Genomic DNA, 19638 nt, shown 5'->3' with positions numbered 1-19638 from the left:
CGGGAGCGTCGTCTCAGCCGGCTATCTTCGAGAAATCGGCGACCTTTCCAGTCGCCGCACGGATGCGGGACAACAGCGCCAGACGGTTGGCGCGCACCGCCTGATCCTCATCATTCACGAGAACACGCTCAAAGAATGAATCAACTGGCTCACGCAATGCGCTAAGCGCGCGCATGGCGGCCGAAAAGTCTTCATTCTGAATCGCTTGGCCGGCTTCCTTCTCAGCCTGATTCATCGCGGCGAAGAGATTTCTCTCGGCGTCCTCGCGGAGAAGCGATGGCTCGACGGCCTCGGCGACGGCCGTTCCCTTCTTCTCCTCGGCGGCCAGGATGTTGGCGGCGCGCTTCGTACCGGCGAGCAGGTTCCTGCCATCCTCGCTATCGAGGAAGGAGCCCAGCGCCTCGACGCGGCGCACGATGGCGAGGAGGTTGCAGCTCTCCGGCGTGATTACCGCATCGACGATGTCGTGGCGCACGCCAGCGTCGCGCAGATGGACCTTGAGGCGATCCTGAAGGAAGGCGCGCAGGTCGTCGCTGACGGATGGATCGTGCTTTTCGACCAGCGGCAGCCACCAGGGCGCATCGGCCTTGGCGGCGACGACGCGCGCGCGGGCCGCCTCACCGAAAAGGCCGCCCTTTGCAGCTTCAGACAATATCGCGCGAAGCGTCTCTGGCGCCGCCGGGGACGGGCCGACCTGGTGTCGCAGCACCTGGACATCGTTCAGAGGGTCGATAGAGAAGTTCAGCTTGTTGTCCAGGACGATGCGGATGACGCCGAGCGCCGCCCGCCTCAACGCATAGGGGTCCTTGCTGCCAGTGGGCTTCTCGTCGATCATCCAGAATCCGGTCAGCGTATCGAGCTTGTCGGCGAGCGCGACCGCCACGGAAACCGGATCGGTCGGCACCCGGTCGGACGGGCCTTGCGGCTTCCAGTGTTCCTCGAGGGCCGCGGCCACAGACGGGTTCTCACCCTGCAGGAGAGCGTATTTGCGACCCATCGCGCCCTGAAGCTCGGGGAACTCGCCGACCACCTCTGTCTGCAGGTCGGCCTTGGCCAGCACCGCCGCGCGGCGCGCGAGTTTCGGGTCCGCACTCACCAGCGGCGCGAGGTCTTCGGCGAGGTCGGCAATGCGGCTAACGCGCTGGCCCTGAGTGCCAAGCTTGGCGTGGAAGGTGACGCCGAGCCTGTCGAGCCGCGCCATGCGCTGGTCGAGCGGCTTCTTCAGGTCTAGTCCGAACTTCTCGGCCGACGGCTTCAGCGTCTCGAGGTCCGGCAGGTCAGCCTGGTCGGTCTTCCAGAAGTATAGCGCGTCGGAAAGCCGGGCGCGAACCACCTTGCCGTTGCCGTGGGCGATCTCCTTGCCGTGGTCCTTCGCCTCGATGTTGGCGGCGATGACGAAGCGGTTGGACAGCGTATCAGTCGAACCCTGCGGCCGCGCGACGAAGCATTTCTGGTTGGCGCGGATGGTCAGCCGGATCACCTCGGCCGGGATCGAGAGAAAATCCTCCTCGAACGCGCCGAGCAACACGACCGGCCATTCGACCAGCCCGGACACCTCTTCCAGCAGCCCATCGTCCTCGACCAGGTCCAGCCCGTTGGCGAAGGCGAGGTTCTGGGCGTCCGACAGGATGATTTCCTTGCGGCGGTCGGCATCGACAACCACCTTCGCGGCCTCCAGCTTCGATGCATAGTCCTCGAAACGCCGGACAGTGATTGGGCCGGGTGCGTGGAAACGGTGGCCATAGGTGACATTGCCCGAGCGGATGCCGTCGATCTCGAAATCGACCACCACCGGCTCCTCCGTCTCGGGACCAAAGGTGCAGACGATGGATTGCAGCGGGCGCACCCAGCGGAGCGAGCCGGGCTTGGCCGACGCAGGCCCCCAGCGCATCGACTTCGGCCAGGGGAAGGCGCGGATGACGGATGGCACCAGTTCCGCGATGATCTCTTCGGCGGCCCTGCCCGGCTTCGAGATGTGCGCGACGTAGAAATCACCCTTCTTCGGGTCGGAATGCACATGCGCCTGGCTGACGTCGGACAGGCCGGCCTTGCGCAGGAAGCCCTCAATCGCCTGCGCTGGGGCCTTGGTGGAGGGCCCCTTGATCTCCTCGTGCACGTCCTTCGAACGGGCGGTGAGGCCGCGCAGGTCGAGCGTGAGACGGCGCGGCGTCCAGTATTCGCGCGCCGCCTCATAGGTCAGGCCCGCCTCGACCAGACCGTCCGTCACCATCTTCCGGAGATCGCCGGCAGCCTTGCGCTGCATGCGGGCGGGGATCTCTTCGGAGCGGAGTTCTAGGAGCAGGTCAGGCATTTCTCGGTCTCGCGGGAGGCAAGGGACGGCGCGGAATAGCAATTCAGCCGGTGCCTGTCACCCGCCCTGCGGCTTTCCGTGAACCTTTTGCGCGCCTCCGGCGACAGAGCGGTATCGAAAGGAAAGGCTTTCAGCCATGAAAACAATATCCACCACCGTCCAAATCGCCGCGCTGGCTATTTGTTTTGCGGCGCAGTTTCATCCAGCGGGCGTCACGGGCATACCGGGTACACGCAAGGCGATGCAGACGCTGGAGATTTTTACCGGCCAGGTTGCGGAACAGCCCGTGCATACCTTGGCTTTCAGCGCTCCGCGCTAATCTCCTCAGCCTTTTGCAGGAGGCGCGCCGAGTAACGGCTGGTACCGGCGCCACTCCTCGCGATAGCTGGGCTGCCAGGGAAAGGCACCGGATTTGCTGTCCGGGTAAACAAGCTGGAGCAGCGGAAAGGGTCGGCGGTCATAATCTGGTCCTCGTCCTTAACGGCCAGAAAGGTGACCAAATGGCCCTCCAGGAATCCGTCATAATAATCCCCTATCAGGATTGTCTCTCCTCGCTGGCGCCGGTTGCCGTACTCGTTGAGGACGAAATGACCGACATCCATCGGCAGACCGAGCACGATAAGTTCTGGATCGCCGGTTAGCCCGAAAATACCCGTCGAGTAGGTGAAAGCAGGACTGTCATCATCGCCGCTTACGTGCGTGACATGCCAGCCATGCTCATCGATGGTGTCAAGGAATGCCTGGTCGTGTTCGTCGAGCGCATTGGCATCTACGCCGCCGCCGAATAACCACCCGCTTCGGTCAGCAGGAACGCCTCGCCGCAGGCTTTCGCCAGGGTGCGGACGCGCTGGATGTAGCTGGCGCGTTCCGTCACGGAGATGACGCCGCGCGCGTCGAGCAGGTTGAAGACGTGGGACGCCTTGATCGCCTGGTCGTAGGCCGGCAGCACCATCTTGTGCGCGCCGCCTTCGGCGGCCTTCGCGCCGCCGTCGAGCAGAGCCTTGCATTCGGCCTCGGCGAACTTGAACTGCTCCAGCAGCATCGCCGTGTTGGCGTATTCGAAATTGTGGCGCGAATATTCCTGCTCGGCCTGCAGGAAGACGTCGCCATAGGTGACCTTGTCGGCGCCTTCGAGGCCGTTGAAATTCAGGTCGTAGACGTTGTCGACGCCCTGCACATACATGGCGAGGCGCTCCAGCCCGTAGGTCAGTTCGCCCGACACGGGCGCGCAATCGATGCCGCAGACTGCCTGGAAGTAGGTGAACTGCGAGACTTCCATGCCATCGCACCAGCACTCCCAGCCGAGACCCCATGCGCCAAGCGTCGGGCTTTCCCAATCGTCCTCGACGAAACGGATGTCGTGCAGCAGCGGGTCGATGCCGATCGCTTCCAGCGAGCCGAGATAGAGTTCCTGCAGGTTCGGCGGGTTGGGCTTCAGGATGACCTGATACTGGTAGTAGTGCTGGAGCCGGTTGGGGTTCTCGCCGTAGCGGCCGTCCTTGGGGCGGCGCGACGGCTGCACATAGGCGGCGTTCCAGCGGCGCGGACCGAGCGCGCGCAGCGTCGTCGCGGGATGGAAGGTGCCGGCCCCGACCTCCATGTCGTAGGGCTGCAGGATGATGCAGCCGCGCTCAGCCCAGTAGTTGTGGAGCGTCAGGATCAGCCCCTGGAACGAATTCTGCGGGCGCATGTGGGCAGGAAGTTCGGCGGACAAGGCTGGCCTCGGAGGGTCTGGGACGAATGCGCCCGTCCTAGTTCCACCACGCGAGATGGTCAAGGAGACCAAGCGCTACGACCAAGCCACCATGCCGCCGCGACCTGGATTCGGTTCCGCTACGCGGCCCCGGAATGACGACCTGAGAAGAGGACGCTCAGTTGCCCGCTGGTGGCAGCTTCAGTTCCTGGCCGGGCACGAGACGTCCGGGATCGCCGCGAAGCTGCGGGTTCAGGTTCAAGATCTCTATGTAGCGGCTGCCGTTGCCGAGTTCGTCGGCGGCGATCGACCAGAGCGACTGGCCGCGCGACACCTTATAGGATGCGGGTTCAATCGTCGCGACGGGCGCGGTCTCAGGGCCGGCGTCCGAACGCTGCTCCGGCTTCGCCGGTTCGGGATCGACAGCCGGAGGCGTGGGCACGACTTCGGGCTGCCCGGCAATCGCCTTGTCGTCGACGGGAGGCAACCCTTCCTTCAGCTTCTTCTCGACCTCGGCCAGAACGGCGGGTTCCGGCTTCATGTCGCGGGCATGGCTCCACTGGAACGTGGCCTCCAGCTTGCGGCCGACGCGCCAGTAGGCATCGCCGAGGTGGTCGTTCAGCACGGGATCGTTGGGCATCAGCGATACCGCGCGCTCCAGTTCGCGGACGGCCTCGTCGTATTCGCCGAGGCGATAATGCGCCCAGCCAAGCGAATCCACGATGTAACCGTCGCTGGGGCGCAGCTCGACCGCCTTGGCGATCAGGTCCATGCCTTCCTTCAGGTTGATGTCCATGTCGATCCAGGAATAGCCCAGATAGTTCATCACCTGCGGCTGGTTCGGGAAGAGCTCGAGCGCCTTCTTGAAATTCGGCTCGGCCTTCGGCCATTGCTTCAGGCGCTCATAGGCGATGCCGCGCTGGTAGTAGATGTTCCAGTTGGCATTGCCACGCTGATCCCCCGGCATCGTGAATTTCTTGGACTCGAGGTGTTCGACGGCCTTGTCGTAGGTCTTGGCGGCCTCAGCGTAATCCTCCTTGGAGGCGTAGACGCCGCCGAGGGCCAGGTAGCCGCGCATGTCGTCGGGATTTTGGTCGACCAGCTTCCTCAACTCTGCGATCGCCTCGTCGCGGCGCTCGAGATCGGCAAGGTTGAGCCCGAGCTGGAGTTGCGAGACGCGCTTCAGCGGGGAAGAAGCCGGCACGCGCTCGTAAAGCTCGATGGCGCGCTGGGAATCCTGCTGCTGCTCCGCCACGCCGGCAAGCTGGATGAGCGCCTGGTCGCTGTCCGGACGCAAGGCCAGTGCCAACTGGAGATAAAGCCGCACGAACGGTTCGCCGCCGCCGCGATTGAGCGCGCTTGCCAGAACCATCAGATGCTCGCTTGCGCCGTCCGAAGGCATGGCGACCATGCGGGCGACCGGCTCGCCCTTCATGATCCTGTCGCGCAGGCTGACGATCGGCAGACGGCCGGGTGCAAACTCGTCCGCCTTTTCCAGAACCGCAAGGGCCGCGTCCTTCTTGCCCTGGCGCGCCAGGAAGCCGGCGTAGGACTCGGCGGTCCGCAGCCAGGCGTCAGGCGCCGCCCCGCCGTTGGCGACATCGTCCAGAGCAGCGCGGTAGGCGCGATCGGCAACATCGTTGTCGCCTGCCTGCTCGGCGATCAGGGCCTTGGAATAGGAGACAAAGAGGCCGTACCAGTCAGGTCCGGACAACTCATTGATCTTTGCGATCGCGCCCTGCTTGTCGCCTGCGCCAAGTTTAGCCCAAGCGACAACGACGCTCGATATCAGGGCGTCGAGATCGGACTCCTCGGCAAATGTCAGCTGTGTCTCGGCGAGCTTGAAGTCCTTCTTGCGGAAAGAATCGATGGCCAGCGTCAGCCCCGCAAGGCGCTCCACTTCGGGTGAGGATTTCAACCGCTCGGCGTGCGGCACGGCCTCGTCAAAGCGACCCTCCGACAGCAGCGCAAGCATTAAGCTCTGCCGCAGCGCATCGTTGTCCGGCGCGAAGGAGAGCGCCTTCTTGTAGTAGACGATGGCATCGGACAGGTTGTTGTCGACCTCGGCGACGCGGCCCGCGAGATACGCACCGGCGAACGAGTTGACGTCAACGGGCTGCGTCGACTGGGCCGCAGCGACAGCCTGACCCGACACCGAAACCATAAGCCCGGTCGCCGCTGCCAGCCCCAAGAGCCAGCGTCTGCCCATTTGCCGCATCGTCTTCCTTTCCGAACGCCGGCCGCTCTACCAGCGGCACACCACGAATTTACACGGGAACTGCGAATTTATACGGGAACTGCCAGCAAAGCATGGCCTTTTTGGGGTTTGCCTTCAATCGACCCGCATTCACAAAGCGGTCACTCTCGGCACGAAATGCCAACTCGCGGTTACGCCACGCGGCTTATGCAGAAATCGATGACGTCGAGCAGCGCTGCCTTTTGCGGCGTCTCGTCCAGCGGGGCGAGCGCATCGCGGGCGATGCCGCCGAAGTGGCCGGCGCGGCCGATCGTGTCGGAGATTGCGCTGTGCTTCCTCATAAGGCCGATGGCCTTTTCGAGCGCCGCGTCGTCCGTCTGATTCTCTTCGATGGCAGCCTTCCAGAACTTCCGCTCGGCTGCGGTTCCCCTGCGGTAGGCGAGAATCACCGGCAGCGTCACCTTGCCCTCGCGGAAATCGTCACCGACATTCTTGCCGAGATCCTTGCTGGAGCCACCATAGTCGAGCGCATCGTCGATGAGCTGGAACGCCAGGCCGAGGTTCATGCCGTAGGAGCGCAAAGCCGAGCGGTCGTTGCGCGAGGCGCCGGCGATGACCGGGCCGACCTCGGCCGCGGCGGAAAACAGCGCCGCCGTCTTGGCCTTGATGACCGCGAAATGCTCGTCCTCGGTGGTTTCGAGGTTCTTGGCGGCGGCGAGCTGCATCACCTCGCCCTCGGCGATGATCGAAGCGGCTGCGGACAGGATATCGAGCGCATCGAGCGAGCCGACCTCGACCATCATGCGGAATGCCTGGCCGAGCAGGAAGTCGCCGACCAGAACGCTCGCCTGGTTGCCCCAGATCATGCGGGCCGTCTTCTTGCCACGGCGCAGGTCGCTTTCATCAACCACGTCGTCGTGGAGGAGCGTCGCCGTATGCATGAACTCGACCGAAGTCGCGAGCTTGACGTGCCCCTCGCCGCGGTAACCGAACATCTGGGCTGCCGCCAGCGTCAGCATGGGTCGCAGGCGTTTGCCGCCGGACGATATCAGGTGGTTGGCCACCTCGGGGATCATCTCGACGTCCGAGCCCGCCTTCGACAGGATCAGTTCGTTGACACGACCCATGTCTGCCGAGGTGAGAGCGATGAGCTCGGCGATGGACGCCTGTCCGCGCTTGCTGCCTTCGAGATTGACTACTACGCCCACCAGAAGCTCCGTCCCTAGTCTGTCCGCTGTCGAATTGGCTTCGACCTATGCCCCGGCTTATGATTCTAGGGCGACGGGGGTCATGACGGCAAGGGGCGAATTGGCGCGGCTTTCGCCTACACACTGTCATTGCGTTTACATTGCGCGGACAACCTGCGATTTTCCGGCGCATGAAAGAACTCATCCGCACCAATGACGCAGTTGTGATCTCCTTCGTAGAATCTCTGCTGAAGGACGCCGGGATCGAAAGTCTCGTCGCCGACCAGAACATGAGCGTCCTTGACGGCTCTATCGGCATTCTGCCGCGTCGCGTCCTCGTCCTGGAGGACGATCTCGAAGAAGCCAGGCAGATCCTTGCCGACGCAGGCATAGCCAACGAAATCCGCAAAGGCTGATCCGTCCGCCATGGCCGCTTCCGAGCAGACGGTGGAAGAAAGCGACGGTTTCACGGTCGACGCCTTCCATCGTGGCGACTTCCATCTCGTGCAACCCTCCCGCCGGGGTCATCGGGCCGGCACAGACGCGATGATGCTGGCGGCCGCGGTCCCTGGCAGTTTCAGGGGACGGCTTGCCGATCTTGGCGCAGGCGCTGGGGCCGCCGGTTTGGCGGTCGCATCGCGCTGCCCAGACGCAAACGTGGTGCTGATCGAAAACGCGCCTGAAATGGCCGATTTTGCCCGCCGCTCGCTGGCACTTCCGGAAAACACCGGTCTGGCGTCGCGCGGCTCGGTTCTGGAGGCTGATGTGCAGCTTGCCGACGGCGACAGAAGGGCTGCGGGGCTTGCCGATTTCTCCTTCGACTGGGCAATCATGAACCCGCCGTTCAACAGGCCGGGCGACCGCGCGTCTCCGGATGCCTTGCGCCGTTACGCCCATGTGATGAACGACCACAACGTCTTCGATTCCTGGCTTAGGACCGCCGGCTGGATCGTCAAGCCGGGCGGCGGCGTGGCCGTCATCGCACGGCCGGAATCGCTGCAGCCGATCCTTGCGGGCATGCATCCCTATTTCGGTGCGCAGGAGGTGAAAGCGCTGCATCCGCGCTCCGACAAGGCGGCAACCCGCATCATCGTCAGGGCGATCCGGGGGAGCAACCGGCCTCTGTCCATACTGCCTCCGCTTTTCCTGCACGCGGAGGGCAGCGACCGCTTCACGGCCGAGGCGGACGACATAAACAACGGCAGAGCCTCGCTTTTCGGCGACTGACGCCATTGCAGGCTGCCGGTTTGTCCCTACATGCCTTTTGACCAGACATACGGAGACGCCTTTCGGTGAGACGATTTTTCAACCGCCTGCTGCCGAAATCCATGCGCTCCGACGCAGTCACAATCCCCGTCATCAGGCTTCACGGCGCGATCATGGCGGGCGGCGGCCAGTTGCGGCCGAGCCTGTCTCTCGCCTCGACGGCCGGGATCATCGAAAAGGCCTTCGCCTATTCCGGCGCGCCGGCTGTGGCGATCTCCGTCAATTCGCCGGGCGGCTCGCCTGTACAGTCGCGACTGATCTTCAAGCGCATCCGCGACCTTTCGGTCGAGAAGAAGAAGAAGGTGCTGGTCTTCGTCGAGGACGTGGCGGCCTCGGGAGGCTACATGATCGCGGTGGCCGGCGACGAGATAATCGCCGACCCCTCCTCGATCGTCGGTTCGATCGGTGTGGTGTCTGCATCTTTCGGGTTTCCCGAGCTTCTGAAGAAGATCGGCGTGGAGCGGCGCGTCCATACCGCCGGCAAGAACAAGGCCGTGCTTGACCCATTCCGGCCGGAAAAGAAGGAGGACATAGAGCGGCTGAAGGCGCTGCAGCTTGAAGTCCACGAAACCTTCATCGATCTGGTCAAGCAGCGACGCGGCACCAAATTGAAGGACGATCCCGATCTCTTCACCGGACTGTTCTGGACCGGAAAGAAGGGTCTCGAACTCGGGCTGGTCGATGCGCTGGGCGACATGCGGCAGGTGCTGAAGGACCGCTACGGGCCCAAAACCCGGCTGGCGCTGGTTTCGCCGCCGCGCGGTTTTTTCGCACGCAGGCTGGGCTTCTTCGGCAGCCGCTCGGCCGCCGACCTCGCGGCCGACGCGACCCATGGCGTTCTCGACGCCGCCGAGGAACGCGCGCTGTGGTCGCGTTTCGGACTTTGAATTTCGCGCGCGGGGCCGCTATGATGTCGGTAGCCCCCCCCGCCGCCATAAAAACGCCGGCCTTTGAGGGAAGGATTCGACGCATGCCGCAGATCATCTTCTTCGCACTGGTTGGCCTTGCCGCCTATGTCGGCTACCGCTCCTTCGTCCGTGAGGCCGATCGTGTGACCGCGAAAGTGCGCCGGGCCGAAAAGCAGGCGTCGACCGGCGCCAACGGAACCCTGGTCAAGGATCCCAAGACTGGCGAATACCGTTTGGCGAAAGACTGAGCCTGATCCAGTTGGACGTCTTGCAGGAAGCGTTGCCGCGCGTCGAATTCGCGCCGGCCAAGGTCAACCTCGCGCTGCATGTGGTGGGCCGGCGCGACGACGGCTATCACCTGCTCGAAAGCCTTGCCGTTTTCACCCGCTTCGGTGACCGGATCGAGATCGAGGAAGCCGATGAGGATTCCTTTGTCGTGTCCGGTCCTTTCGCTGAGGGCGTGCCCACGGACGAGACGAACCTTGTCGTCGGGGCGCGTGATGCCCTGCGCGCCGCGCTGCCGCACGCTTCCGCCCGTGTCTCCATCATGCTGCAGAAAAACCTGCCGCCTGCCTCCGGCATCGGTGGCGGCTCCAGCGATGCGGCAGCGACTCTGCGCGGGCTGGCGAAGCTTTGGGAGCTCGACGCCGGTAACGAGCGATTGTCGGCGATCGGGGCCGCACTTGGGGCCGACCTGCCGATGTGCATCGAAGCCAAACCGCTGATCGCGCGTGGCACCGGGGAACAGCTTTCGCCGGTTGCGGGCTTTCCGTCTCTAGGGCTGGTTCTGGTCAATCCGGGCGTGGCGGTCTCGACGCCTGCCGTTTTCTCGGCGCTGAAGCGGCGCGACAATGAAGCCTTGCCCGCCCTCCCGACGCGCATCGATTTTCATACGCTGCGCAACTGGCTGGAAATGACCCGCAACGACCTCGAGGAAGCTGCATTGTCCATCGAGCCGGCAATCGGCGCTGCGAAGCGCGCGCTGGAAAATGCCGACGCCGGCTTTGCGCGCATGTCCGGCTCCGGCGCGACCTGCTTCGGATTGTTCGAGACGGGCAATGTGGCGAAGCGCGCCGCCGCCGTGATCCGCAAGCGGCACCCGGACTGGTTTGTTGCCGCGACCCGCACGATGCCTTCGGAGGATGCGCATGAGCAGGATTGATGAAAGCCGTCCCTTCATTGCGCTCGGCATCGCGGTTCTGACCGTCTCGGATACGCGCAGCCTCGCAGAGGACAAATCGGGGCAGACGCTCGCCGATCGTATCTCAGACGCTGGCCATGAATTGATCGACCGAGCCATCGTAACCGACGATGCCGAACTGATCCGCGAAAAGGTGCTTGGCTGGTCGCGGGATGAGCGCATCGATGTCGTCATCACCACGGGCGGCACGGGCTTTACGGGACGCGACGTGACGCCCGAGGCGCTTGAGCCGATCTTCGAGAAGCGCATGGAAGGGTTTTCAGCCGTCTTCCACCGCATCTCCTACGACAAGATCGGCGTTTCGACGATCCAGAGCCGCGCCACCGGCGGCGTCGTCAACGCCACCTTCGTCTTCGTCCTGCCGGGCTCACCTGGAGCCTGCAAGGACGCCTGGGATGGCATATTGAAGGCGCAGCTAGACTACCGGCACATGCCCTGCAACTTCGTGGAAATCATGCCGCGGCTGGATGAGCACCTGAAGCGCAGGGGCTGACGTCTACGTCTTTTTGGGCGCGACGACGATTTCGCCTTCGAGTCGGCGCGACGCCAGCCCCCGCGCAACCGCTTCCGCGCTTGTGGCAGTCCGCGACAGGGACGTGGCCTGACGCTTGGTGATGACAAGGCCTTCGGCCAAAGCCCTCGGCCGCGAGAACGCGCGGACGAAAAACGGCCTGCGGCTGCCCTTGGCGCGGGAGAAGCGGGCCGGCATCGTCGATTTCGCCACATGCATCACGACCGAGTCCGACCAGTCTTCCGAAAGACGTGCGCCGGGCTCGAGCAGCAGCAGCCACTCGCCTTTCGCCTGCCTTATGCCGGCTGCGATGCCGCCCGTGGCGAGATAGGTGCAGCCGGCGTGTTCGGCGACGTAGTGCGTCTGGTCGGTCGAGCCGCGGTCGCAGACGATGACCTCTCGCACGACGCCCTCCACTGCCCCGCCGATCAGCGAAGCCAGAGTTCGCGCAAGCCCCTCTTCGTCGTTCTTCGTTTCGATCAGAACGGTCAGCATCCCACAGCCGCAATAACCGAAAGCCCCGGCAGATGCCAGTTCGGCAACCAAGGATCAGAAAGTTCTTGATTTGTTCTTATTTCAGAAATAGGAATAATTTCATGAGAACGACGATTCGCCCCGCTTCCGAAACCCCTTGGGAACGCGCCAAGATGGAACAGATCGTGCGCGCCGACATTGCTGCTTTCAGCAGCGGGAGAGCCGAGATGGCGAACGCCATGATCGAGGAAAGCGGCATCAGGGTCAGGCCCGATCGCAACCGGGGCCGGTCGGCCAGTATCAACCCTACCGGCCGCTTCGAGCCTGTTACGCGCCATGTCTTCGACGACGGCTGGGAATCGCTGGAAGACCTGGCGCCATTCAAGACCGAGGTGCAGGTGGAGAAGCCGCGCACGATCATAACGCGCAACGATTCGCCCGACATTTCCTTCGACCGGTCGATCAATCCCTATCGCGGCTGCGAGCATGGCTGCGTCTATTGTTTCGCGCGGCCGACGCATAGCTACATGGGTCTGTCGCCGGGGCTGGATTTCGAATCGAAGCTCTTCGCCAAGCCGGACGCCGCAAAGCTGCTCGACAAGGAGCTGTCGAAGGAGGGCTACCAGCCACGCACGATCGCTATCGGCACCAACACCGATCCGTACCAGCCGATCGAGAAGCAGTGGCGCATCATGCGCGAGATTCTCGAGGTGCTGGACGCGCGCAACCATCCGGTCGGCATCGTGACGAAGTCGGCGCTGGTGACGCGCGATATCGACATCCTGTCCGGCATGGCCGAACGCGGCCTCGCAAAGGTGGCGCTGTCGGTGACGACGCTCGACCGCATGCTGGCGCGGACGATGGAGCCACGTGCCTCGACGCCGACCAAACGGCTGGAAGCGATCAGGCAGTTGAGCGATGCGGGCATCCCGACCTCGGTGATGGTGGCGCCGATCCTGCCGGGGCTCACCGACTCCGAGATCGAGCGCATTCTCGATGCGGCGAAGGCCGCCGGCGCGCAGGACGCAGGCTATGTGTTGCTGCGCCTGCCACTGGAGGTCAGCCCGATCTTCAAGGACTGGCTGCTCAGGCATTATCCGGATCGCTACCGGCACGTCATGTCGCTCATCCGCTCGATGCGCGACGGCAAGGACTACGATTCGGAATGGGGCAAGCGCATGCGCGGCACCGGGCCCTACGCCTGGCAGATCGGCCGACGCTTCGAGATCGCCGCCCGCCGGCTCGGGCTGAACGCACGGCGCACGTCGCTGCGCACCGATCTTTTTGAAACCACGCCGAAGAGGAATGAGCAGCTCATGCTGCTCTGACTCCAGGCGAAACGAACCCGTCCGGCCCCGCCCCCGGCCTTGGACGGTCGCTTGCCAAACCCGCTTCCCCGGCGGACGGCAGGCCTTGCGGAGAATCGGGAGCGATGCGAGCATTACCGCAACATGGCTCGTCAACGCCCCGATTCTCCGCCCCTCTTCGATCTGGTCCAGAAGCCGGATTTCTCCTTCGAGAAGAAGGCGATCAAGGATGGCTTGTGGCCCGTCGCCGGGCTGGACGAAGCCGGACGCGGACCGCTGGCCGGCCCGGTCGTGGCGGCGGCCGTCGTGCTCAACCCGAAGCGCATCCCAAAAGGGCTGGATGATTCGAAGAGGCTAACGGCTGCGCAGCGCGAGGAGTTGTTCGAGGCGATCCTGAAGACAGCGCTTGGCGTCGGCGTCTCGTCGGTCTGCGCCGAGGGCATCGACCGCATCAACATCCTTCGGGCCAGCCTCGAAGCTATGCGCCGGGCGCTTGCAGCGTTGCCCGTCACGCCGCTGATGGCGCTTGCGGATGGGCGCGACGTGCCGCCCGGCCTCCCATGCGATTGCAAGGCGCTGATCAAGGGCGACCAGCGCTCGCAATCGATCGCGGCGGCTTCCATTGTCGCCAAGGTGACGCGCGACCGGATGATGCAGGGTTGCGGACAGGCCGACGGGCGCTACGGGTTGGAAGTCCACATGGGCTATGCGACCGAACGGCACCGCACGGCGATTGAGGTCCATGGCCCGGTCACGCGGCTGCACCGCATGTCGTTCGCGCCGTTCCGCCTCGTCGAGGTGACGCAGGAAGTCGAGCTTGATCTGCTCGAACTGGACAGCGGAAACGAAAAAGCCGCCTGAGCGGCGGCTTCGTCTTCGGTCCTTCCGGCCAAACCTCAGTTCAGCTTCGACTTCAGTTCGCTCAGCGACGACTTGAACAGTTCCTCGCCGGCCTTGATCTCGGGATTGTCGGCAAGCAGCTTGCGCGCAGCCTCGACCGCGATGTCCACGGCGCTGGAACGCACCTCGTTGACGGCCTCGCGCTCGGCCTGGGCGATCTTCTGCTCGGCCATGGCGGTGCGGCGCGCCACATAGTCCTCGCTCTTCTTGTGAGCGTCGGCAACCAGCAGCTCTGCCTCGCGCTTGGCGGCGGCCAGGATGTCGGCTGCCTCCTTCTCGGCTTCCTTGCGCTTCTGCTGGAACTCGGCCAGCAGGCCCTGCGCTTCTTCACGCAGGCGGCGGGCCTCGTCGAGATCGTGCCTGATCTTGACCGCGCGCGCATCGAGCGCCTTGGAGATCATGCCCGGAACCTTCAGGTAAACCAGAAGGGCGAGGAAGATGAACAGCGCTACGGTCGTCCATACCGATGCGAGGGATGTCGCGTCCATGGCGTCAGCTCCTGACCGACTTTACGGCGGCGCTGACGTCGCCCTTGGTCGACTTGCCACCCAGCGCCGAGACGATGGCAGAGGCAGTCTCCTCGGCGATCGCGCCGACGTCCTGCATGGCGGCATCCTTGATCTTGGCAACACGCGCCTCGGCGTCGGCAAGCTTCTGCTCGAGGCTCGCCTCAATCGACTTGCGCTTCGTGTCAGCCTCGACCTTGGCGTTGTCGCGCGCCTGCTGGCCGATCTTGTTGGCGTTGCCGCGAGCCTCCGCAAGTTTCTGCTCGTAGGCGGCAACCGCGGCGTCGGCGTCGGCCTTCATCTTGGTCGCCTGCTCGATGTCTTGGGCAATACGCGTCTGGCGCACGTCCAGTATCGCGCCAAGGCGCGGCACGATGACTTTCTTCAGGAAGATGTAGAACAGCCCGAAGGTGATCGCGAGCCAGAGGATCTGGGACGGGAACGTGGAGGAATCGAAGGGCGGGAAGGCCGAGCTATGGCCCCCGTCATGCGGCACTTCCGTGCCGGCCGCGTGTCCGGCATCCGCCGGTGCAGCGGCGTCATAACCGGCGTCAGCCGGCGCTTCGCCATGCCCGCCTTCTGTGGCAGGCGCGGTTTCTTGCCCGTAGGCTTCCGTCACGAACATCTCAGGTCCTCGAACCGGAGCCCGCCGCGCGAGCGGCCGGGCTCAAAGCGGACAGCAGGTATCAGCCGAACAGCGCCAGCAGGGCGATGAGCAGCGAGAAAATGCCCAGAGCTTCCGTCACGGCGAAGCCGAAAATCAAGCGGCCGAACTGGCCGTCGGCTGCCGACGGGTTGCGCAGCGCGCCCGCCAGATAGTTTCCGAAGATGGTGCCAAGGCCGATACCGGCTCCGCCCATGCCCAGGCATGCAATACCAGCGCCGATGTACCGTGCTGCTTCAGCTTCCATTTTTCAACTCCTTGGTAGATCTGGAACGTTTCGTTGAACCGGCACCGTGCCGGCGTTTCTGGTGTTTCCTCAGTGACCCGGATGGATCGCGTCGTTGAGATACATGCAGGTCAGGACCGCGAAGACATACGCCTGGAGGAAGGACACCAGGAATTCGAGGCCGGTGAGCGCGACGGCCATGCCGAGCGGCAGGACCGCGCCGGCCATGCCGCCGATGCCGAGCGCGGAGAGCGACACGACGAAGCCCGAGAAGACCTTAAGCGTGATATGGCCGGCCAGCATGTTGGCGAACAGACGAACCGAAAGGCTGATCGGGCGCGACAGGAACGAGATCACCTCGATCGCCACGACGAGCGGCAGCAGGATGCCGGGAACGCCGCTCGGAACGAACAGATGGAAGAAGTGCAGACCATGCTTGTAAAGGCCGTAGCCAATGACGGTCAGGATGACCAGCATCGCCAGACAGAAGGTGACGATGATGTGGCTCGTGACCGTGAAGAAATACGGGAACATGCCAAGCAGGTTGGCCACCAGCACGAACATGAAGAGCGAGAAGACGAGCGGGAAGAACCGCATGCCCTGTTTGCCGGCGGCATCGCGCAGCATGTTGGCGATGAACTCGTAGGACATCTCGGCAACGGACTGCATGCGCGAGGGAACCACAGCGCGGCTCGACGTCGCGAAATAGAGGAAGGCGCTGGTCAGGACGACCGTCACGACCATGAACAGCGAGGAATTGGTGAAGGACACATCAAAGCCGCCGATATGGAGATCGACGATCTTGTTGATCGCAAACTGGTGGATCGGATCGACCTTGTCCGGTGAAGCCACTTGCTATCCCCCGAGGCCGCACCGGCCTCTGTTCGTTCCAAACCCCGGCGGACCCGGGACAATTCAATCTCTAGCGCCGCTGGTCCGGCTCACGGTTTGACCCGTGCTTCGACCCTTGGCCAAACTCGGCGACCTTCCCGACCGAGCGCATGACGTTCAGAACGCCCGCGGCAAAGCCGAGTAGCAGGAAGACGATCAGACCCCAGGGCGAACTGCCCGCAAACCTGTCAATCATCCAGCCGAGGCCCGCTCCGACGCCGACACCAGCGATAAACTCGCTGGACAGCTTCATTGCCTGGCCGTAGCCGGTGACGCCGCTGGCGCCTTCCTCCCTCTCCTGCCGAACCGGCTGTCTCGTGGCAAGGGATGCTTCGAGATTTCGACGGCGGCGGTCGAGGTCGTCGTCGCGTGGGTCCGCTTTTTGCTGTCCGTGTGGCCCGGTTTTTCCGGTTTCGTCTGGCTCGCTATTGACGGCCATCGCAACCTCCATGCCCCGGCCAGCGGGCTGCTTTCCCGTCCGCTCCAAGTCGCGCGCAACATAGTTAGGGCCCTCCGCCCCGTCAAGCCGGGCAAAGAGCATATCTTTGGGCTAAATTATCCTTATAAAACAGTTAGTTGTCGAAGTGCGACATAGTGCGCGCCTGTTTCCGGTTCGGGCAGGTGGCGAATCCCGCCGCAGGAGGCCGCCGGACTCGGCGTAACAGGCCTCAGCTCCAGCCGCCGCCATAGGTGCGATAGAAAATGTGCAGGCCGATCTTCTTCATCTTCTGCATCGAGCGCGCCCAGCCGGGGCTGACATATTGCGCGTAGTAGTGTGTCGAGGACGCGACCTCGGGCAGGAAGATCTTGCCGGCAGTGACCGCCATCGCGATGTCCTCGGCGGTTTTGTAGATCTTGCGATTGTTGATCACGTCCTTCTTGCCGTCGCAGGCGAAGGAGAACTGGCAGCGGTTCTTCAGATGCTGGTTCTGGTAGACGACGCCGCAGATCGTGCCCGGGTAGGTCGGGTTGCGAACGCGGTTGAGCACCACCTGCGCCACGGCCGCCTGGCCGCGCAGGCTTTCGCCGCGTGCCTCGAAATAGATCGCGTTGGCGAGGCATTTCTGCTCCTTGGAGGAAAACACCTCGGGCGGCAACGGCTTGTTCATCCAGGCATGGTCGCCCTTGACGGTCGGCGGAATGAAGCGGCCGGTATCGTTCGGATCCTTCATCAGGCTCTCGAACGGCGAGGCGCTGGCATAGTCCGGCTGCGCCGGTGCATATGCGGTGGCAAGGATGTCGGGTTTGTCATTGTTGACGAGGCTGGCAAGAACCGCCGGAACGCCGGGCGACGGCTTCTTGTTCGCCTTCATGTAGAAGGCGGTCGCGATCTCGACTTCCTTGCCGCGGATATCGGGGATGGCGAAGGCCATCTTGACCTCGCCGGTCTTCGGTCCGACGAGCAGGCTGGTGCGCTTGAACATGGAGCCGGCGTCGAAGGTTCTCGGCGGCTTCACGGGCGCGACCTGCACAAGGCGCGCGCGCTTGTCGGAGCGGCTGATGCGGGCTTCGTCAGGAATTGGGTTGGCGATCTTGGCGCGGAGCGACACCTTGCCGATGCCGGGCGCTGCGATGCCCGAGCCGGCAATCGAGGCCGTCTTGATGTCGGAATCGACGAACGGCATCTCGGCGGCGTGGACCGAACCGGCTGCGGAGCGCTCGAGGACGGCGTTCCAGCGCGTGCTCTGCGCCTCAATGCCCGACACCATGCTGGCCATGTCCTGGTAGGCGGCGACGGTCGGGAAGCCGATCCACATGCCAAGGCCAATGATGAACGGAGACAGGAAGGAACGCTTGTCTCGGCTGGTGGCGGCGACGTGCCGCATCACTCGTCGATGCACAGAACAACTCTCCAGGGACGCGACTAACCCACTGGAGGGCAGACTGCGGCATTAACCTTGATGTCCGGTTAACGGGGAGGTTTCGGCCACAATGTGGCAGGATTTTGCGGCAGGACGCCGCACTATTTCTTCTTCTTGGCCCGCGATGCGTAGGGATTGTCCGACGCGCTGATGGAAACGCGCACCGGCACGCCGGGAATGTCGAAAGTTTCTCGCAGTCCGTTAACCAGATAACGGACGTACGAGGCCGGTACCTCGTCGGGACGCGTGCAGGACAGGACGAAGCCCGGGGGACGCGTCTTCACCTGGGTAATGTACTTGATCTTCAGCCGACGACCCGAGACGGCGGGCGGCGGATGGTGGCCGACCGTCTTCTCCAGCCAGCGGTTAAGCCGCGCTGTCGAGATACGGGTGTTCCAGATGCGGTGGGTCTTCAGCACGGCGTCCATCAGCCGGTCGAGGCCGCGCCCGGTCTCGGCCGACACCGGCACCGCCTGAATGCCGCGCACCTGCGGCAGCAGCCGTGTCGTCTTTTCGCGCAACTCGGCAAGCGCCTCCTGAGGATTGTCGATCAGGTCCCATTTGTTGAAGGCTATGACGGCCGCCCTGCCCTCGCGGATGATGAGGTCGGCGAGTTGGAGATCCTGCTTCTCGAAGGGGATGGTCGAATCGAGGACGACGATCACGACTTCCGCGAAACGGATGGCGCGCAAGCCATCGGCGACCGAGAGCTTCTCAAGCTTCTCCTGGACCTTGGCCTTGCGGCGCATGCCGGCGGTGTCGAAGAGCTTCATGGCGCGCCCGCGCCATTCCCAGTCGACGGAGATGGAATCGCGGGTGATGCCGGCTTCGGGACCGGTCAACAGGCGCTCCTCGCCGATCAGCGCATTGATCAGCGTCGACTTGCCGGCATTCGGACGGCCGATGACGGCGATGCGCATCGGCTTCGTCTCGTCATAGGCCGGCTCGGCGTCGGGATCGGAAATGTCCTCGCCGACCAGCGTGTCGCTGACGGCGACGATATCATCCTCGTCTTCATCGTCAGCAAAGGCGCGTTCCTCGCCGATCGCCTCGATGACGGCGTCACGAAGATCGGGCAGGCCCTGCCCATGTTCGGCAGAGATGGCGACGGGCTCGCCGAGACCAAGCTCGTAGCCTTCGAGCAAGCCGGCCTGCGCACAGCGCGCCTCGGACTTGTTGGCGACGAGAACCACCGGCTTGCCTGACTTCCTGACGATCTCGGCGAAGGTGCGGTCGTCAGGCGTCAGGCCAGCCTTGGCATCGATCATGAAGAAGACGAGGTCGGCCTCGCGTATGGCGATCTCGGTCTGCTCGCGCATGCGCGCCTGCAACGTGCCGGCGGCCGCGACCTCGAAACCGGCAGTGTCGATAACATCGAATTGAAGATCGTAGAGTTTTGCCGGGTGGATGCGGCGGTCGCGCGTCACGCCCGGCGTATCGTCGACGAGCGCCAGCCTGCGGCCGGCCAATCGGTTGAAAAGCGTGGACTTGCCGACGTTGGGTCGACCTATGATTGCCGCTTTGAAGGCCATCC

General features: G+C 63.8%; 22 protein-coding genes. 9 read left to right on the top strand and 13 right to left on the bottom strand.

The features are described from left to right. Positions 1-13: 13 nt before the first annotated feature. On the bottom strand, positions 14-2311 hold the full coding sequence (gene glyS, locus ABMA32_RS06810) for a glycine--tRNA ligase subunit beta (RefSeq protein ID WP_349012949.1): 2298 nt from the start codon (positions 2309-2311) through the stop codon (positions 14-16). 136 nt (positions 2312-2447) lie between these two features. Here glyS and ABMA32_RS06805 point away from each other — a divergent pair, with 136 nt between their 5' ends. Then, positions 2448-2630: a hypothetical protein gene (locus tag ABMA32_RS06805; protein ID WP_349012948.1), complete on the top strand. Its 183-nt coding sequence runs from the start codon at positions 2448-2450 to the stop codon at positions 2628-2630. Here ABMA32_RS06805 and ABMA32_RS24300 read toward each other — a convergent pair. The 4 genes from ABMA32_RS24300 to ABMA32_RS06785 form a co-directional block, all read right to left on the bottom strand. Further along, entirely contained in the window at positions 2614-3036 is a 423-nt protein-coding gene (locus tag ABMA32_RS24300; protein WP_425475500.1) for a DUF4262 domain-containing protein, read from the bottom strand. The two genes, ABMA32_RS06805 and ABMA32_RS24300, sit on opposite strands and share 17 nt — an antisense overlap. Positions 3037-3080: 44 nt before the next feature. Beyond that, on the bottom strand, positions 3081-4001 hold the full coding sequence (locus ABMA32_RS06795; protein ID WP_349013352.1) for a glycine--tRNA ligase subunit alpha: 921 nt from the start codon (positions 3999-4001) through the stop codon (positions 3081-3083). A gap of 181 nt (positions 4002-4182) precedes the next feature. After that, complete coding sequence (locus tag ABMA32_RS06790; RefSeq protein ID WP_349012946.1) at positions 4183-6213, bottom strand: tetratricopeptide repeat protein; 2031 nt, start codon at positions 6211-6213, stop codon at positions 4183-4185. Between the two features lie 179 nt (positions 6214-6392). Next, a complete protein-coding gene (locus ABMA32_RS06785; RefSeq protein ID WP_349012945.1) occupies positions 6393-7409 on the bottom strand; it encodes a polyprenyl synthetase family protein in 1017 nt (338 codons plus the stop codon). A 170-nt stretch (positions 7410-7579) separates the two neighbouring features. Here ABMA32_RS06785 and ABMA32_RS06780 point away from each other — a divergent pair, with 170 nt between their 5' ends. From ABMA32_RS06780 to moaB, 6 genes are all read left to right on the top strand, one after another. Continuing rightward, complete coding sequence (locus tag ABMA32_RS06780; RefSeq protein WP_349012944.1) at positions 7580-7804, top strand: putative signal transducing protein; 225 nt, start codon at positions 7580-7582, stop codon at positions 7802-7804. Positions 7805-7814: 10 nt separating this feature from the next. Then, entirely contained in the window at positions 7815-8615 is an 801-nt protein-coding gene (locus ABMA32_RS06775; protein WP_349012943.1) for a tRNA1(Val) (adenine(37)-N6)-methyltransferase, read from the top strand. Between the two features lie 65 nt (positions 8616-8680). Next, positions 8681-9541, top strand: a complete 861-nt coding sequence (locus ABMA32_RS06770) for a S49 family peptidase (RefSeq protein ID WP_349012942.1) — start codon at positions 8681-8683, stop codon at positions 9539-9541. A gap of 83 nt (positions 9542-9624) precedes the next feature. Further along, entirely contained in the window at positions 9625-9810 is a 186-nt protein-coding gene (locus ABMA32_RS06765; protein WP_349012941.1) for a hypothetical protein, read from the top strand. Positions 9811-9830: 20 nt separating this feature from the next. Then, on the top strand, positions 9831-10724 hold the full coding sequence (locus ABMA32_RS06760; protein WP_349013351.1) for a 4-(cytidine 5'-diphospho)-2-C-methyl-D-erythritol kinase: 894 nt from the start codon (positions 9831-9833) through the stop codon (positions 10722-10724). Next, the gene (gene moaB, locus ABMA32_RS06755; protein WP_349012940.1) at positions 10711-11256 is read left to right on the top strand and encodes a molybdenum cofactor biosynthesis protein B; all 546 of its coding nucleotides are present in this window, start codon (positions 10711-10713) and stop codon (positions 11254-11256) included. The genes ABMA32_RS06760 and moaB overlap by 14 nt, the downstream gene beginning before the upstream one ends. Positions 11257-11259: 3 nt before the next feature. On the opposite strand, the gene ABMA32_RS06750 is transcribed toward moaB, so the two are convergent. Then, positions 11260-11769, bottom strand: a complete 510-nt coding sequence (locus ABMA32_RS06750; protein WP_349012939.1) for a glycosyltransferase family 2 protein — start codon at positions 11767-11769, stop codon at positions 11260-11262. 152 nt (positions 11770-11921) lie between these two features. Here ABMA32_RS06750 and ABMA32_RS06745 point away from each other — a divergent pair, with 152 nt between their 5' ends. Together ABMA32_RS06745 and ABMA32_RS06740 are read left to right on the top strand one after the other, a co-directional pair. Then, positions 11922-13076: a PA0069 family radical SAM protein gene (locus tag ABMA32_RS06745; protein WP_349013350.1), complete on the top strand. Its 1155-nt coding sequence runs from the start codon at positions 11922-11924 to the stop codon at positions 13074-13076. A gap of 123 nt (positions 13077-13199) precedes the next feature. After that, positions 13200-13916, top strand: coding sequence for a ribonuclease HII (locus ABMA32_RS06740; protein ID WP_349012938.1), 717 nt, complete (start codon positions 13200-13202; stop codon positions 13914-13916). Positions 13917-13951: 35 nt separating this feature from the next. Here the strand turns inward: ABMA32_RS06740 and ABMA32_RS06735 are convergent, their stop codons facing one another. The 7 genes from ABMA32_RS06735 to der all read right to left on the bottom strand — a co-directional run bounded on the left by ABMA32_RS06735 (position 13952) and on the right by der (position 19636). Next, entirely contained in the window at positions 13952-14443 is a 492-nt protein-coding gene (locus ABMA32_RS06735) for a F0F1 ATP synthase subunit B (RefSeq protein WP_349012937.1), read from the bottom strand. A gap of 4 nt (positions 14444-14447) precedes the next feature. Then, on the bottom strand, positions 14448-15086 hold the full coding sequence (locus tag ABMA32_RS06730; RefSeq protein WP_349012936.1) for a F0F1 ATP synthase subunit B: 639 nt from the start codon (positions 15084-15086) through the stop codon (positions 14448-14450). A gap of 61 nt (positions 15087-15147) precedes the next feature. After that, the gene (locus tag ABMA32_RS06725; protein ID WP_292768417.1) at positions 15148-15372 is read right to left on the bottom strand and encodes a F0F1 ATP synthase subunit C; all 225 of its coding nucleotides are present in this window, start codon (positions 15370-15372) and stop codon (positions 15148-15150) included. A gap of 69 nt (positions 15373-15441) precedes the next feature. Continuing rightward, positions 15442-16203, bottom strand: a complete 762-nt coding sequence (locus tag ABMA32_RS06720; RefSeq protein ID WP_349012935.1) for a F0F1 ATP synthase subunit A — start codon at positions 16201-16203, stop codon at positions 15442-15444. A 70-nt stretch (positions 16204-16273) separates the two neighbouring features. Next, the gene (locus tag ABMA32_RS06715) at positions 16274-16681 is read right to left on the bottom strand and encodes an AtpZ/AtpI family protein (protein WP_349012934.1); all 408 of its coding nucleotides are present in this window, start codon (positions 16679-16681) and stop codon (positions 16274-16276) included. A 229-nt stretch (positions 16682-16910) separates the two neighbouring features. Further along, positions 16911-18083 carry a cell wall hydrolase gene (locus ABMA32_RS06710; RefSeq protein ID WP_349012933.1) on the bottom strand — a complete coding sequence of 391 codons (1173 nt, stop codon included), beginning with the start codon at positions 18081-18083 and terminating at the stop codon, positions 16911-16913. Between the two features lie 122 nt (positions 18084-18205). Beyond that, positions 18206-19636, bottom strand: a complete 1431-nt coding sequence (gene der / locus ABMA32_RS06705; RefSeq protein ID WP_349012932.1) for a ribosome biogenesis GTPase Der — start codon at positions 19634-19636, stop codon at positions 18206-18208. Between the last annotated feature and the right edge of the window lie 2 nt (positions 19637-19638).

This window comes from Mesorhizobium quangtriensis, from assembly GCF_040081925.1.
GTDB lineage: Bacteria > Pseudomonadota > Alphaproteobacteria > Rhizobiales > Rhizobiaceae > Mesorhizobium_K > Mesorhizobium_K quangtriensis.
The sequence above is the reverse complement of the archived record's forward strand: the minus strand, read 5'-3'. Positions and strand labels throughout refer to the sequence as shown.

Excerpts from the sequence above, each read along its gene's own strand:
- glyS (WP_349012949.1), bottom strand. The coding sequence starts at position 2,311 with ATGCCTGACCTGCTCCTAGAACTCCGCTCCGAAGAGATCCCCGCCCGC.
- ABMA32_RS06805 (WP_349012948.1), top strand. The coding sequence starts at position 2,448 with ATGAAAACAATATCCACCACCGTCCAAATCGCCGCGCTGGCTATTTGT.
- ABMA32_RS06795 (WP_349013352.1), bottom strand. The coding sequence starts at position 4,001 with ATGCGCCCGCAGAATTCGTTCCAGGGGCTGATCCTGACGCTCCACAAC.
- ABMA32_RS06790 (WP_349012946.1), bottom strand. The coding sequence starts at position 6,213 with ATGGGCAGACGCTGGCTCTTGGGGCTGGCAGCGGCGACCGGGCTTATG.
- ABMA32_RS06780 (WP_349012944.1), top strand. The coding sequence starts at position 7,580 with ATGAAAGAACTCATCCGCACCAATGACGCAGTTGTGATCTCCTTCGTA.
- ABMA32_RS06775 (WP_349012943.1), top strand. The coding sequence starts at position 7,815 with ATGGCCGCTTCCGAGCAGACGGTGGAAGAAAGCGACGGTTTCACGGTC.
- ABMA32_RS06765 (WP_349012941.1), top strand. The coding sequence starts at position 9,625 with ATGCCGCAGATCATCTTCTTCGCACTGGTTGGCCTTGCCGCCTATGTC.
- moaB (WP_349012940.1), top strand. The coding sequence starts at position 10,711 with ATGAGCAGGATTGATGAAAGCCGTCCCTTCATTGCGCTCGGCATCGCG.
- ABMA32_RS06750 (WP_349012939.1), bottom strand. The coding sequence starts at position 11,769 with ATGCTGACCGTTCTGATCGAAACGAAGAACGACGAAGAGGGGCTTGCG.
- ABMA32_RS06745 (WP_349013350.1), top strand. The coding sequence starts at position 11,922 with ATGGAACAGATCGTGCGCGCCGACATTGCTGCTTTCAGCAGCGGGAGA.
- ABMA32_RS06740 (WP_349012938.1), top strand. The coding sequence starts at position 13,200 with ATGGCTCGTCAACGCCCCGATTCTCCGCCCCTCTTCGATCTGGTCCAG.
- ABMA32_RS06735 (WP_349012937.1), bottom strand. The coding sequence starts at position 14,443 with ATGGACGCGACATCCCTCGCATCGGTATGGACGACCGTAGCGCTGTTC.
- ABMA32_RS06730 (WP_349012936.1), bottom strand. The coding sequence starts at position 15,086 with ATGTTCGTGACGGAAGCCTACGGGCAAGAAACCGCGCCTGCCACAGAA.
- ABMA32_RS06725 (WP_292768417.1), bottom strand. The coding sequence starts at position 15,372 with ATGGAAGCTGAAGCAGCACGGTACATCGGCGCTGGTATTGCATGCCTG.
- ABMA32_RS06715 (WP_349012934.1), bottom strand. The coding sequence starts at position 16,681 with ATGGCCGTCAATAGCGAGCCAGACGAAACCGGAAAAACCGGGCCACAC.
- der (WP_349012932.1), bottom strand. The coding sequence starts at position 19,636 with ATGGCCTTCAAAGCGGCAATCATAGGTCGACCCAACGTCGGCAAGTCC.